General features: G+C 33.7%; 13 protein-coding genes and 1 tRNA gene. 3 read left to right on the top strand and 11 right to left on the bottom strand.

All coding sequences use genetic code 11. The features are described 5' to 3' along the window. Nucleotides 1–981: 981 nt before the first annotated feature. Nucleotides 982–1,116 (bottom strand): hypothetical protein, encoded by a 135-nt coding sequence (locus ACYZ0U_RS10860; RefSeq protein WP_461452127.1) that lies wholly within the window; start codon nt 1,114–1,116, stop codon nt 982–984. Between the two features lie 144 nt (nt 1,117–1,260). Here ACYZ0U_RS10860 and ACYZ0U_RS10865 point away from each other — a divergent pair, with 144 nt between their 5' ends. Next, nucleotides 1,261–2,328: a sensor histidine kinase gene (locus ACYZ0U_RS10865; RefSeq protein ID WP_461452129.1), complete on the top strand. Its 1,068-nt coding sequence runs from the start codon at nt 1,261–1,263 to the stop codon at nt 2,326–2,328. Between the two features lie 2 nt (nt 2,329–2,330). Continuing rightward, nucleotides 2,331–3,059: a LytR/AlgR family response regulator transcription factor gene (locus ACYZ0U_RS10870; protein WP_461452131.1), complete on the top strand. Its 729-nt coding sequence runs from the start codon at nt 2,331–2,333 to the stop codon at nt 3,057–3,059. On the opposite strand, the gene ACYZ0U_RS10875 is transcribed toward ACYZ0U_RS10870, so the two are convergent. The 10 genes from ACYZ0U_RS10875 to ACYZ0U_RS10920 form a co-directional block, all read right to left on the bottom strand. Beyond that, nucleotides 2,994–6,083, bottom strand: coding sequence for a lantibiotic dehydratase (locus ACYZ0U_RS10875; protein WP_461452133.1), 3,090 nt, complete (start codon nt 6,081–6,083; stop codon nt 2,994–2,996). The genes ACYZ0U_RS10870 and ACYZ0U_RS10875 overlap by 66 nt on opposite strands. 458 nt (nt 6,084–6,541) lie before the next feature. Continuing rightward, on the bottom strand, nt 6,542–6,835 hold the full coding sequence (locus ACYZ0U_RS10880; RefSeq protein ID WP_461452135.1) for a hypothetical protein: 294 nt from the start codon (nt 6,833–6,835) through the stop codon (nt 6,542–6,544). Between the two features lie 8 nt (nt 6,836–6,843). Continuing rightward, nucleotides 6,844–7,560, bottom strand: a complete 717-nt coding sequence (locus ACYZ0U_RS10885) for a pirin family protein (RefSeq protein WP_461452136.1) — start codon at nt 7,558–7,560, stop codon at nt 6,844–6,846. A 78-nt stretch (nt 7,561–7,638) separates the two neighbouring features. Continuing rightward, nucleotides 7,639–8,229 (bottom strand): Crp/Fnr family transcriptional regulator, encoded by a 591-nt coding sequence (locus ACYZ0U_RS10890; RefSeq protein ID WP_461452138.1) that lies wholly within the window; start codon nt 8,227–8,229, stop codon nt 7,639–7,641. 96 nt (nt 8,230–8,325) lie between these two features. Next, nucleotides 8,326–8,412 (bottom strand) — tRNA-Ser (locus tag ACYZ0U_RS10895). A gap of 98 nt (nt 8,413–8,510) precedes the next feature. Beyond that, nucleotides 8,511–9,494, bottom strand: coding sequence for a YihY/virulence factor BrkB family protein (locus tag ACYZ0U_RS10900; protein WP_461452139.1), 984 nt, complete (start codon nt 9,492–9,494; stop codon nt 8,511–8,513). 11 nt (nt 9,495–9,505) lie between these two features. Beyond that, complete coding sequence (locus ACYZ0U_RS10905) at nt 9,506–9,913, bottom strand: acyl-CoA thioesterase (protein WP_461452141.1); 408 nt, start codon at nt 9,911–9,913, stop codon at nt 9,506–9,508. Beyond that, nucleotides 9,913–10,965, bottom strand: a complete 1,053-nt coding sequence (gene mltG / locus ACYZ0U_RS10910) for an endolytic transglycosylase MltG (protein ID WP_461452143.1) — start codon at nt 10,963–10,965, stop codon at nt 9,913–9,915. Before mltG ends, ACYZ0U_RS10905 begins: the two co-directional genes overlap by 1 nt. A 1-nt stretch (nt 10,966) precedes the next feature. Next, complete coding sequence (locus ACYZ0U_RS10915) at nt 10,967–11,284, bottom strand: rhodanese-like domain-containing protein (RefSeq protein WP_461452144.1); 318 nt, start codon at nt 11,282–11,284, stop codon at nt 10,967–10,969. After that, on the bottom strand, nt 11,268–12,131 hold the full coding sequence (locus tag ACYZ0U_RS10920) for a PASTA domain-containing protein (RefSeq protein ID WP_461452146.1): 864 nt from the start codon (nt 12,129–12,131) through the stop codon (nt 11,268–11,270). Before ACYZ0U_RS10920 ends, ACYZ0U_RS10915 begins: the two co-directional genes overlap by 17 nt. Nucleotides 12,132–12,198: 67 nt before the next feature. Between ACYZ0U_RS10920 and ACYZ0U_RS10925 the strand changes: the two genes are divergently transcribed. After that, nucleotides 12,199–13,182 carry a D-alanine--D-alanine ligase gene (locus ACYZ0U_RS10925; RefSeq protein WP_461452148.1) on the top strand — a complete coding sequence of 328 codons (984 nt, stop codon included), beginning with the start codon at nt 12,199–12,201 and terminating at the stop codon, nt 13,180–13,182. Nucleotides 13,183–13,219 lie beyond the last annotated feature (37 nt).

A 13,219-nucleotide genomic window follows, 5' to 3' on the forward strand; every position in this document is an offset into this window, starting at 1 on the left:
GCGGTGGATGTCATTATTTTCAAGGCCACCACTCATTGTGCGCCTAATATCTGGCGGCATGCAAGCTAAATGGCCAGCCTCATGCAAAATATCACCCGGGTACCAAAGTTTGGACTTATCGATTAAGTGAATGGGTTATAGGTAAATGGATGCAATTAAAGTTTAGTGGAAAAACTGCAATTGGCTGTGTAGTTTATGATGCAGGATATAATATGCATAAATGTTTCAGAATCTGAACTGTAGCAGCAGGAGCATAGGAATGCCGTTTGTATATTTTAAAGCTTGACAGTTTAAAAGGATTTGCTGATACAAAACTCTTGGTTGATGTTTTTACATGTAAGATGCCCTCACATTCATACATTGAATTATCTGGCTTTGAGGGCCATCAATTTCTTAATAATTTTTATGCAGCTCCTATTTCTAATACATTGCCAGTATCTGTTAATCCATTTATGGTTGAATATAGTATGGAAATAAATAATAATTATTATCCCGAAACTTTAAATGCTTTTACGTGGGATTATTATAGTGACAGAAAGGAAAATCTATATTTTAAAAGTGTTTATAAAAAATTTTGATAAAAACCCTAATATTATTGGCCTTTTAGGTTATGAAACGGGTTGGCAATCGTAGCCGCCCTAGATAATTGGTACAATAAAGTCTGAAGCTGAAAAATTGCCGAAGCATTAATTATTATAATCAATGGTCCACGCGGAGAGATAGCACTGGGGACAGTTAATATGAAAAGTCACCTACCTGTTTATATCCGAAAAGCTCAAACAGACAAAACACAAACAAATTCACAAATTATATTATTTATACAGTTGAAGCTATTGCCTGGAATGGTACTTTTTTAACTTCTTTGCAATCAGGCGCCCGCACATGGCAAAACCCTTATTCATGTGTTTAAATCATAAAGCCTTATCTGTTAATCTTTTCATAAAATTAATCGATAAGGCTTATACAAGATGTTTATCTTGATTACTTATTACCAACTATTTGTATAGTTGTAACTGTAGTGGTTTCATTTAATCCTATATTACTAAAATTATCTTTTTTGAAACCGTAAACTTGTTTAACCTTGAATTTTTTTAGTTTTTGAGATGTCGCTTTCATACTGATTTTTTTTAATTAAACCATAATTTATGAAAGCATTATCCATCTATAAAAGTTATTACACCAATACCCATATAATATATATCAACTATAATCATTGACGCCAAATGTATATTCAGCAAAATCATAATTAATAAAATAGCTATGTTTGTTAAACCTGCTAAGGTTGATATTATGATTGTTAAAACCTCGGATCTAAAACCACACATTTTTTTTTGGGCCGTTTTTATTTCTTACGAAGTTCTTGTAGGAGCTTTTTTTGCTGGTAAATTTTCAAACTTTTGGGATGATGCGGGGCATTATTTTTTATATATATTTTTGTTCTATTTTAATGCTCATATAGTTTTTCCGTCAGCGCTTAATGATAAAAGGCGGAATTATTTTTTATTAATATTGTTTATACTGGGCGAATTATTATGGTATGTTTTACTTAAGGTAGGACTTTATGCTATATACCATGCTTTTAACATAATAATAGTACCGGATGACTCACAAGATCATAAACTTTTTATAATGCGTTCGATATGGAGAGGTATTTACTTTATTTTTTTGAGTACAGGTTATTGGTTTGCATTAACAACTATTCATACTCGTAAAAAAATTGCTGATCTTGAAAAATTAAAATTAAAAAGCGAGTTAGATAATCAAGTACTTGAAAATGCTTACTTGAAGGCCCAGATAAACCCTCACTTTTTATTGAATACGTTAAATTTCTTATACAATTCGGTTTCAAAATTATCAGATGAAATTGCAGAAAGTGTACTTCTTTTATCAGACATAATGCGCTATGCGTTAACAAATGCAGATGGTGATGGAAAGGTAAGTCTAGAATTAGAGGTTGAAAATATCATTAATTTTATAAAACTAAACCAAGCCAGATTTAATAAAAGATTACAAATTAATATGGACATAAACGGGGATATAGAAGGTTTACGTATTATTCCTTTGGTTCTGATCACATTTACAGAAAATATTTTCAAATACGGTGATTTGTTAAACGAAATAAAGCCTGTAAAAATCAATGTTATTATTAATGATAACACACTTACTTTTGTAACCTATAATACAAAAAGGAAAAGAGTACAGCATTACGGAAGCAATGGCATAGGTATTGAGAATGTAAAAAAAAGGTTAGCTATGTACTATAAATATGATTTAATAATTGAAGATACTGAAACTGAATATAAATCGACATTAAAAGTTGAATTGTAAATATGAATACATGTTATGTAATTGATGATGAAGAGCACGCGATTGATACACTCACCGGCTATATTAATAAGTTCCCCGGGTTAGATCTGATTGGAAGTAATATAAATCCACTTATGGCTATAAACGATATTAGAGAAAAAGCAGTTGACATTGTATTTTTAGATGTTGATATGCCGGAACTATCAGGATTGGACGTTGCAGATATAATATCTTCATTTACATCGGTAATATTTACTACTGCATTTCCTAATTATGCGATGCAGGCATTTGAAAAAAACGGCTCTGATTTTTTATTAAAACCAATATCTTTTGACCGTTTTACTAAATCAGTTACTAAAGTTCAAAATCTTATTCGAACAAAAAGTCAAAATAGTTTGCCAGTTGCAGATGGATATTTTTTTATAAATCCCGGTGTTAAAGGTAAAATGGTGAAGTTGAATTATTCAGATATAACATACATTGAAGGCCTGAAAAACTATGTAGTAATATATACCTCAGACGGTAAACACATAACCTACCTTTCAATGAAAGAAGTAGAAAAAGCTCTTCCGCAAGATCAATTTTCACGCATACACAAATCTTACCTAATTAACTTAAATAAGATAAAATCAATCGACGGTAATAATGTAATTTTACCCCAAGGCACTGAATTGCCAATAGGTATTTCATTTAAGGATAACTTTTTTAATATTATTGACAACAAAACCATTAGAAGCGCCAGAAAACATTGATGACTCTTTTTTAAGTCTTGCTTCCACTGATAGGAAATATTTATTTATTAAGTAATAAATTATAAATTCCTGCTTACGCTGCTTATCGCTAAAAACTCTATTTAAATGCATGTGCATAATATCGGCAATTAATTTAAAAAGCTGATTTTTAGATAGATATTGTGCGTTTTCTCTTAATTTTTGAGTTGAATTTAAGAATGCGTTAAACTCTTTTGCACCAGTAATTTTAATAATATTAGTATTACAATATTCTATATTACTAATAAAAGATGAATATTCTCGGTACTTGTTATCTAATTGTACTTTCACCTGTTTACTATCTTCAAATTCATGTTTCATATTTTCATGAATTAAATTCAGAATATTTATTTTGTCGATGTTTAATGGTAAAAAAATGTTAATTATATTATATATTGACAAAATGGCTAAGTGTAATTCAGAATAATTGGTCTCCGATTTACTTATATTATTTAAGTATTTAACTACCAAATCACTACTGGTTTCAAACATCTTTTCGGCGTAAGTTATTGTGAAGACGCCATATTTTTCAATTTCTCTCTTGTATGTGTCAACCATAAAGTTATTTAAACTGCCTTTTTGCACATAATTTCGGAACGTTTTTTCAAAGTATTGAATTAACTCTGTTGTATTATTTTTATTTATTTGAACCCGTATCCTTAAATGATTATCAACATCATTATACCTGATATAATACCAGCATTTTAAAATTGATTTTTTCCTGAATAAATTAATGATAGGTTTTATTCGCTTAGTCAGAATTGTGTTTGCGATTGATGGATGGCAATAAAGTTTAAAATATAGCCACTCATCGCCCGGTAAATATATTCTTTGCGTAACATTAGTTTTACGGTTAACTAAAATCGGATTGAGTGCAACGTAAGTAGGACTTGTGCTAACCACTGACGCAGTAAACTGACCTATCAATGGGGCTTTATCATCTGCTTTAACAGTAGCTGCCTCATCTATAAAATATTCTTGTAGCATTACAGAGTTTTTGTTTTTAATTACATTAATAAACATCGCTATCGACTCTGGCTTATCACGGTCAAAAACCAGTTGATTATCACCTTCTGTAAAGGCAAAACACTGGCTTAAATTAATATCCCGTGCTAAGACTGTAAAACTTTCATTGTTCTTACTATCTGTTAGTTTGCTTATTTCCTCAATAGATAATAGCCAGGTTGCTGGAGATAGTATACAATTTTTATACTCAATGCGCGGGTAAAAGGTAAGGCCAGGTAATAATGTTTTAAGCTCAAAATTATAATTGGATTTCAACCCCTGGTATTGAAAATCACATAAAAAGCGATAAATAGATAGGTCACTTCTGTTATAATTATACGCCGAACTTAATCGCGGTATAATAATTTTATTTAATTTTTTAGATCGTAAAATAATTTCGTCTCCTGATAGAGAAATCATAATATCAGAAAGGTTAATAATATTACTTTTTTTCAGCGGGGAGTGTACTTCAATTGGGATTTCATAATCTCTAATTCCTGCGTTAGTCATTATATTAGCAGCATGCTCATCGTTATAGCATGATACCTCTGCAAAAATTATGTCTTTATTTAGCTCTTTTTCTTCTTTAGTAATTGTTAATGTTTTCTCAAATATTTTTTTGTTGAAGTGGGTAAATCTTCCTAATAAAGATGAAGCAGTACAGCCACCAACTTGTTCAATCCATATTTTGTTATTAAAAAATCTAAATATTATAGAAAAACTGGGTGGTGTTTTTAAGTTAGAGTGACTTTTAATTTTCTCAAGATCCTTTTCAGATATTGTTATAACATCCCCTATTTTACTTGATAGTTTCGTTAAAAAGTATTCATGTACTGCTGTCCAAACGAAATTTTGATTATTTGATTCCAAATCCATTTGTATTCCATCTAATAGTTCGCTGTTAAACAAATTTGATTCTAAGCCATCGTATCCGATGCCTGCCTCACGATCAAGCGCTTGTAGTAACGATATTTCCTGATCTTCAAATTTTGCTCTAAACTTTGCTTTAAAATCATTTAAGGATTTAGATTGAAGAGGAGTGGTTAACTTATCAAGACAAAACAAAGCATCTCTTAAATCTTCCTGATATTTTATACTTAATTCTGAAGACGACTCTTTTTCATAACCAACATAAAATGCTGATTTTTTATTTTTTGTATCAACTGGGTTAGAAAAATCTTTTATTAAATTTTCCGGTTTAATAAAACCTATCTGTTTAATATCAGCTAGCTTTTTATACTTACATATCAAATTTAAAGTATCGTTTTTGTCATCATAATTATTTGTTACAGCTAATAATCTGTCAAAATATTTTTTACCGTTAAAGTTTGGCCGCATTTCTGAGATTAACAAACCTTCTGCAATTAAATCATCTACATACTCAATAATCCCGTCGTTCCTATCAATCAAAGAACTAATCCACTCGACAATCTCTTTTTTATTTTTTCCGTTTTTACAAAATAAAATTACTTTATTTAACAATCTATCCGGTTTGAAAGAAGCAATTGAAAATATACTCCTGTCAAGTTGTTTGTCATATCTAACAGTTAAATATCGTTTTTCATTCTTAATATTATAGATTGATTTATTTGAAAAGTATAGTATATCCCGGCAATCTTTCAACAATTCCAACTCGCGCCCTAAGTTTATCTGTAACTGGAAATCAGGATTAATGTAAATAATATTATTGCCTAAAATGCAATTATTGTTATTTGTTTGCAGACCCCAATCAATAGTGGTAAATGACGAAAATAAACCGAATGGTGTTGGCCTGTAACACATCCTGTTAACATATTTTTCAATTGTTAATTTTATTTTCTTATCTAAGCGATCATAATCAAAGTCAAACTTTTTTAACTCCATATAAAAGCTTTCGCTGGCAAAAAGTATAGCCAATTGAAAAAAATGACTTTTAATAATTTCTTTAGAGCTATTATATGCTGTATAGCTTAAGGCTGGTGTCCTTAAAAAAATGTGTGGACTAAACTTGATGTTATTCATATTCAATTTGTTTTAAACAGATTAAACCTAACAACCATAGTGTGTATGATATTATTTGAAACTGAATAACTCCCAAAAAGTTAAAGTATCATGAAAATGGTTTAGGATTATTTATAGGCATATTTTTATAAACAATAGCATGCCCCTAATAATGCAATTAATATAGCTAAAAACTTAATTAGTATAATTTTTTTTATTTAAAAGCTACTGATGTATACATTTAGAACATAAAATATTGGTTGCAAAAATTTCTTGTGATATAAGGCTTAATTGCTTTAGTTAACATCTATAAAATATTTAAAGCACCTAAACCTTATCACTTTTTTTAAAATATTACTGTTAACCGGCAGATAATTTTTCCTTAAAAATTTAAACTCAATGTATACTATGATATTATCTATATAAAAAAAGTCTGTAATAAATATTACAGACTTTTTATTAATTCATTTGGTTAATATTTAATTTTTCCTTTCCAATCCTTGGTATATTTCAGCATAAAGCAACCCACTACCACCGCCATAATGTTGTATTACGGGTACATTAAAGTAGGCTCTTACCTGGCTTTTTTCTTCCTCAGTTAAGCCTGCTCCTATAAGAATCATATTTAATGCTATTTTTTCGTTGTGTGTTATTGCTTCCGAAACTGAAAAAACTATATTGCCGTTCCATTCAGGTTTACTATTAATAAGCCTTAGTATGGTTGCCATAATTTCGGGATGTTTTCCGATAACCAATATTTCAATTTTCTTCATCGGGTTAACTAAAATATCATAGGAACTTCCATCAATAAAAATTCAGCATTTTCTAAAACATCAATATTGAAGCTTTCGGTATCCCAAATGCCGAAACCATCACGGGTGTTTAAAACCTGTCCGTTAATTTTTACAGAACCATTTAGCATAAAGATGTACACACCATTGTCATCGGCTCTTAATTTATATTCTGTGCTCAATCCTTTATCAAAATCTCCCAAATAAAACCATGCATTTTGATATATCCATACCCCTTCATCATTTTTATTAGGTGACAACACTTGTTGCAGTTTATTGTGCCTGTCATTTTTATTAAGTGTTAATTGATCATACCGGGGTTCAACATCCAATACATTGGGGTAAACCCATATTTGTAAAAATTTCACCTGATCATGCAGATCGTCATTATGCTCTTCATGAAAAATTCCTGTGCCCGCACTCATTACCTGTATATCGCAGTCACTGATAACCGCTATGTTATCCATGCTATCCAAATGTTTTAAACCGCCTTGTAATGGTATCGAAATGATTTCCATGTTATCATGTGGGTGCTTTCCAAATCCCTTACCGCCATCAACTGTGTCATCATTTAAAACACGTAGTGCGCCAAAATGCATTCTTTCAGGATTATAATATTGACCGAAACTGAATGTGTGAAAACTTTTTAACCAACCAAAGTCGGCTTTGCCGCGTGTGTTAGCTGCGTGATATATTGTTTGTGCCATAATTTTATTTTTTTATAGAACAAATTTACCATCAGGTAAACTTAAAAAACATGACATAGGTTAAGAAATTACAGCATTTTATTTAACGCTTTTTAGTAATATTTTATGTTGCATCCGACTAAAAAATTCAGGAGTTACGCCAATATATGATGCTATTTGTTTTTTTGGCAGGTAATGAATAAGGGTAGGGTAGCGCTTGCAAAAATTATGATAACGTTCCATTGCAGTAATGCTCATATTATCAATTACACGCTGTTGATAGGCTACCAAAGAATTTTCAGTAATAATTCGGAAGAAACGTTCAAATTGAGGTATTTGATAGTATAATTTTTCTTGGTCTGATTTAGATAACTGTAAAACCTCAGTATCCTCCAACGCAGCAATATTTAATATTCCAGGCTTTTGGGTTAATAGGCTATACATATCAGCGATCCACCAGCCAGCAGGAGCAAAGTTTAAAACATGTTCATTGCCATCATGGTCAATAGTATACCCACGTAAGCAACCTTGAATTACAAAGGTTGAATATTTGAAAACTTGGCCATCCTGCAAAGCCAGTTGTTTTCGTTTATATATTTTGTGTTGCAGCAATGATAAAAAATGCTGCTGTTCGTTTTCCGAAAGCGATATATGCCGGGTGATACTTTCAATTATCAGGTTAGATTGCATTTACATTTATATATTCTAATCGAATGTAAGAATATTATCAAACAGAAACGCCTGAAATCGTTTGATTTCAGGCGTTTAATCTTTTTGATTTTTATGCGGAGAGCTAGGGATTCGAACCCCAGGAACCTTTCACAGTTCAACAGTTTTCAAGACTGCCGCAATCGACCACTCTGCCAGCTCTCCGGGGACAAAAGTACAAATCCGGGGCGAATTGGCAAACTTGATAATCGTTTTTTTTAAATTAAGGTAAATTTAGTTTTAAGCATTTGATACTTAATTGCTTATTTTTTCGTTTTATCTGCTTTTTCGATTTTAAACTCGTTAAAATTAGGCTTTACCACCTTAATATTGCGTTTGGCAAAGTCAATATTAGCGTTTAATTCAAATCCCATCAAAATAATTAGCGAGTTTAAGTACAACCAAAGCATCACAACAATGAGTGTTCCGATAGAACCATATATCTTGTTATAAGATGCAAAATGATTAATATAATAAGTAAATCCTAAAGATGTTATAATTGCCAAACAAGTGGCTAATATTGATCCCGGATTAAAAAAAGCCCATCGTTGTTTATGTGCCGGACCGTAACGATATAGTATGGATACCGTCACAAAAAATATGATGATCACGATTATCCACCTGATTAGAGCAAAGATATATAACCAAAAATGATGTTTGGTAAACAGGTGCGCTTGTAGAAAACCCAAAACTGTTTGGCCGCCTATCATAATAACAATTGCTATTAGTAATGATATACTAATGTAAATGGTAAGCACTAGCGCTATCCAGCGTCTTTTAAGCCACGTACGAGTTTCTAATACTAATGATGACCTGTTGAATTGTCGCATTAAATTAGCTACACCATTTGTCGCGAAAATCAACGCTGATAAGAAACCGAATGAAAGCAGCTTGCCGTTTTGATTTTTAATGATATCAACAATATTGGAGTTGAAAAACTGAGTGGCCTTTTGATTGGGTAATACTAACGAGATTAAATCGATAAGGTTTTGCTGAAAATTATGTATTGGGATATAGGGAATAAGGGTAAACATGAATATAGTTGCCGGGAAAATAGCCAGCATAAAGCTATAAGCCAATGATGAAGCTTTATTTACAAGCGTCCCGGTCAGAAACTCTTCTATGAAAAAAACGATTACCGAATATAAAGAAAGTGTGCCAAATCCAGCGGGTTTAACGGATTGAGTCCACTTTGTAAATGACCGGTAAAATTTAAATTGTAATAAAAAACGGTTTAGCCACCTCATCTACACCAAATCTACTCAAAATATGGTTTTAATTTATCTGAAAGTTCTACCGGGATAAAGCAAATTCGATTAGTCTTCATATTCACAAAAACCAGCAAAGTTTCACCTGTATTAATTAATTCACCGGCTTCATTGATAAGCTCATATTTAAACAGCATCCGGGCACGCGGCATTTCGTTTATAATAACTTTAATACTAATTTCCTGATCATACAAAGCCGGTTTTAAATATTTACAATGTAATTCCACAACAGGCATCATTACTCCCTGATCTTCCATCGACTTATAGGTCATACCCAGGCTGCGCATCATTTCTACACGGGCAACCTCATAAAACTCAGCATAGTTACCGTAGTAAACATAGCCCATCTGGTCAGTTTCGCCGTAGCGTACGCGTATTTTTGTGGTGAACTCAAACATTAGCGCTTAATATTTCGCTCGTTAAGCGCCTGTTGAAAAGCATGCGCATTTTTTAAGTGATCGGTAACATTAGTTGCGAAGGCATGGTAACCCGAGAAATCAGCTTTTGCGCACATATAAATATAATCAGTCTTTTTATAATTCAATACCGAATTGATAGCATTGGTTGAAGGCATCATTACCGGGCCCGGAGGTAAACCTGTATGTAAATAAGTATTATATGGTGAATTGATAGTCAGGTATTTATTCAATACACGGTGGATAGTAAAATCATTCTCAGCAAAGATCACCGTAGGATCTGATTCCAGTTTCATGCCTTTTTTCAACCGATTCAGATATAACCCTGCGATAGTTGGCATTTCATCATCATGCAGTGCTTCAGCATCAACAATTGAAGCTAATATAGATACCTGTACAGGGCTCAATCCCAAGGCCTTTGCTTTTTCAGTACGTTCCGGATTCCAAAATTTTAAGTAGGCGCCATACATTTTTTTAATGAACTTACCCGGCGATGTATTCCAATACAATTGATAAGTATTTGGTATAAACATGGTGTAAACGTCATCAGTTGTAAAGCCATATTGCTTAACGTAATCTGCAGAATCTAAATAATGAATAATAGTATTTGAATCTGGCTCTATTTTTTTACCAACAAAACCTGCAAAATCGGTTTTCAGGCGCATAGTATGGAAAGCAAGGGTAACGGGCGATTGCGTACCCGATGCCAGCTCATTTATCAATTTCCGGTTACTCATGCCTGCCTGAAGATGGTATCGACCCGCTTTTACACGGTGTACGTATTTCATGTTTTGGGCTGCCCAGTCAAATGTTGTACTGTCTTTTACTATACCTTCATCGCGAATGGATTTATAAACATCAGCATAAGTAGCGCCTGTATGTATATACAGATATTCCTGTTTATAGGTAACATTTGGCCCGAAATATTTCATGTAATAGTTAAAACAGGTAATACCAAGCGCTATTATAATTATAAGTACTAAAGCAATTATAAATTTTCTGAATAAGCCGCTTTTTGCTTTCTTTTCAGCCATATTAGGTAATATTTTTATTGTTTATTTTTTGCAAAGCTATTAAGCCGCCTGCTAAATTACGAACATTTTGATAGCCGTTTTCCTGTAATAATGTACACGCTGTTTTGCTGCGCATACCAATTTTACATATAACAACTATTTCATCGATTTTGTTATAATCCAGTTCATTCATGCTCGATGCTAATTTTGATAAAGGCATATTCCTACCACCAATATTATAAGTCGAAAACTCGATCACTTCACGCACATCTAACAGGTTTATTGTTTCACCGTTTTGTATACGCTCAGTAAATTCGTTTGCACTAATTGCCTGGGGCATCGGTTTTTTTGGCTTGTGAAACCGTCAGGTTAATTGGTGTTCCGAAACTGGTTTTGCTGGTAGAATCTGTTTTAGCCGGACTTTGCGAAACCACCACTACATTGCTCGAATCAGTTATTGTTCCCTGGTAAGTTATGGTACCAACCCTTAAGCCACCATTTTTAATAGCGAATTTTACCGCATCAAGATCCTGATTTGTAAAATCGGGGATCTCTACTTCACTTGCACCGATTCCGTTTCCGATAACTAAATCTAATCTTGAACCTTTTGGTAGTTTAGTTCCCGGTTTGATAACTTGCCCTGCGAATCTAACCTCCAAAATATGATTAGCTATATCTGTACGTGTGCTAGTATCGCCAATCTTTAATCCATAATTGGCAAGGGTAGCGGCAGCTTCCATGTAGTTTTGGTCGCTTAAGTCGGGGAGGGTAACATTTGGTGCTAAACGGGTAACCATGGTAAGGTATATAACCCGATTCTGCTTAACCATTGTACCGGCATCCGGATCCTGCTCCACAATGGTTCCAGGTGGTTGGTCGGGTACATAAACCGAATCTATTTGATAACCGAAGCCCTGGTCGGATAAGGTACTAATGGCTTTATCAACCGACATCCCCTTTAACGCAGGAACAGGTGCGCCCGAACCATGGCGGGTATAGTAATCTAAACTTAAGTAAGCTATAAAAACCAGCAAAAACACGGATCCAAGCGCCGCGAAGAAGGTATTACGAAATGAGTTGGTTTTTAAATAAGCCCAAAATCTGTCCATGTATTCGTTTACTGTTTCGATACCAAACATAGTGAATATTTCGGAATTGAATTTAACAACCCGTAATTTGCTTGTCATGAGAACCAATTAAATTTTAATCATCCCCAATACAAATTATGACAACAAACAATATCTTTGAAACACCATGACAGCAAAAAATATAGCCCTTTGTGCCGGTGGTTATACCGGGGAGTATGAAGTATCCATCAACAGCGCCAAAAACATCGCCGCTAATCTTGATCCCGCTAAATATAAAGTATATACTGTGCTTATTAACCGAGATAGCTGGTTTCATGATACCGGCTATGAGCATATAAGCATTGATAAAAACGACTTTAGCCTTACCATTGCCGGAGAGAAGATCAAGTTTGATTTTGCTTTTATAACGGTACATGGCACACCTGGCGAAGACGGCAAGCTGCAAGGCTACCTGGATATGATGGGCATTAATTATAATACTTGCGATGCCACCACATCAGCCATTACCATGAACAAAGCTTATACCAAAACCATTGTACATGGTATACATGGTCTGCACGCTGCCCGCAGCATGCAATTGCATCGCAAAGATGGCCACGATGTAGCTACCATTGCCGCCAACCTTAAGTTCCCGCTGTTTATCAAGCCTAATAATGGCGGCAGCAGCGTAGGCATGAGCAAGGTGCACAATATTGCAGGCTTGCCCGAAGCTATTGAAAAAGCATTCCGCGAGGATGAACAGATATTGGTGGAGGAATTCATTAAAGGCCGTGAGTTTAGTCGCGGGATTGCGCGGGTTAAGGGTAGGATAGTGGTTTTGCCTGCTACCGAGATCATTACTACCAAAGAATTCTTTGATTACGAAGCCAAGTATACGCCCGGTGCTTCGCACGAAATAACACCGGCTGATCTGAGCACTGGGAAAAACGACGAAATAGCTGAGATACTGACCGAAATATACCTGCGCCTTAACTGCAAGGGCATGGTTCGTATTGATTTTATTTTGCTGGATGATACGCAGGAGTTTTACTTTATTGAGGTGAATACCACACCCGGCCAATCTTCCGCCAGTTTGATACCGCAGCAGGTGAAGGCAGCGGGTATGAACCTGATGGAGTTTTACGGCGATTTGATAGAAGGGGCGTTTTAAATACTGTTCATGTTACAAGTGAAATATATAATACATT

The organism is Mucilaginibacter sp. (genome assembly GCF_965225845.1).
In the GTDB taxonomy this organism is placed as follows: Bacteria; Bacteroidota; Bacteroidia; order Sphingobacteriales; family Sphingobacteriaceae; genus Mucilaginibacter.

Excerpts from the sequence above, each read along its gene's own strand:
- ACYZ0U_RS10880 (WP_461452135.1), bottom strand. The coding sequence starts at position 6,835 with ATGAAGAAAATTGAAATATTGGTTATCGGAAAACATCCCGAAATTATG.
- mltG (WP_461452143.1), bottom strand. The coding sequence starts at position 10,965 with ATGGCTGAAAAGAAAGCAAAAAGCGGCTTATTCAGAAAATTTATAATT.
- ACYZ0U_RS10920 (WP_461452146.1), bottom strand. The coding sequence starts at position 12,131 with ATGACAAGCAAATTACGGGTTGTTAAATTCAATTCCGAAATATTCACT.
- ACYZ0U_RS10915 (WP_461452144.1), bottom strand. The coding sequence starts at position 11,284 with ATGCCCCAGGCAATTAGTGCAAACGAATTTACTGAGCGTATACAAAAC.
- ACYZ0U_RS10885 (WP_461452136.1), bottom strand. The coding sequence starts at position 7,560 with ATGGCACAAACAATATATCACGCAGCTAACACACGCGGCAAAGCCGAC.
- ACYZ0U_RS10870 (WP_461452131.1), top strand. The coding sequence starts at position 2,331 with ATGAATACATGTTATGTAATTGATGATGAAGAGCACGCGATTGATACA.
- ACYZ0U_RS10925 (WP_461452148.1), top strand. The coding sequence starts at position 12,199 with ATGACAGCAAAAAATATAGCCCTTTGTGCCGGTGGTTATACCGGGGAG.
- ACYZ0U_RS10890 (WP_461452138.1), bottom strand. The coding sequence starts at position 8,229 with ATGCAATCTAACCTGATAATTGAAAGTATCACCCGGCATATATCGCTT.
- ACYZ0U_RS10905 (WP_461452141.1), bottom strand. The coding sequence starts at position 9,913 with ATGTTTGAGTTCACCACAAAAATACGCGTACGCTACGGCGAAACTGAC.
- ACYZ0U_RS10900 (WP_461452139.1), bottom strand. The coding sequence starts at position 9,494 with ATGAGGTGGCTAAACCGTTTTTTATTACAATTTAAATTTTACCGGTCA.
- ACYZ0U_RS10865 (WP_461452129.1), top strand. The coding sequence starts at position 1,261 with ATGTTTGTTAAACCTGCTAAGGTTGATATTATGATTGTTAAAACCTCG.
- ACYZ0U_RS10875 (WP_461452133.1), bottom strand. The coding sequence starts at position 6,083 with ATGAATAACATCAAGTTTAGTCCACACATTTTTTTAAGGACACCAGCC.
- ACYZ0U_RS10860 (WP_461452127.1), bottom strand. The coding sequence starts at position 1,116 with ATGAAAGCGACATCTCAAAAACTAAAAAAATTCAAGGTTAAACAAGTT.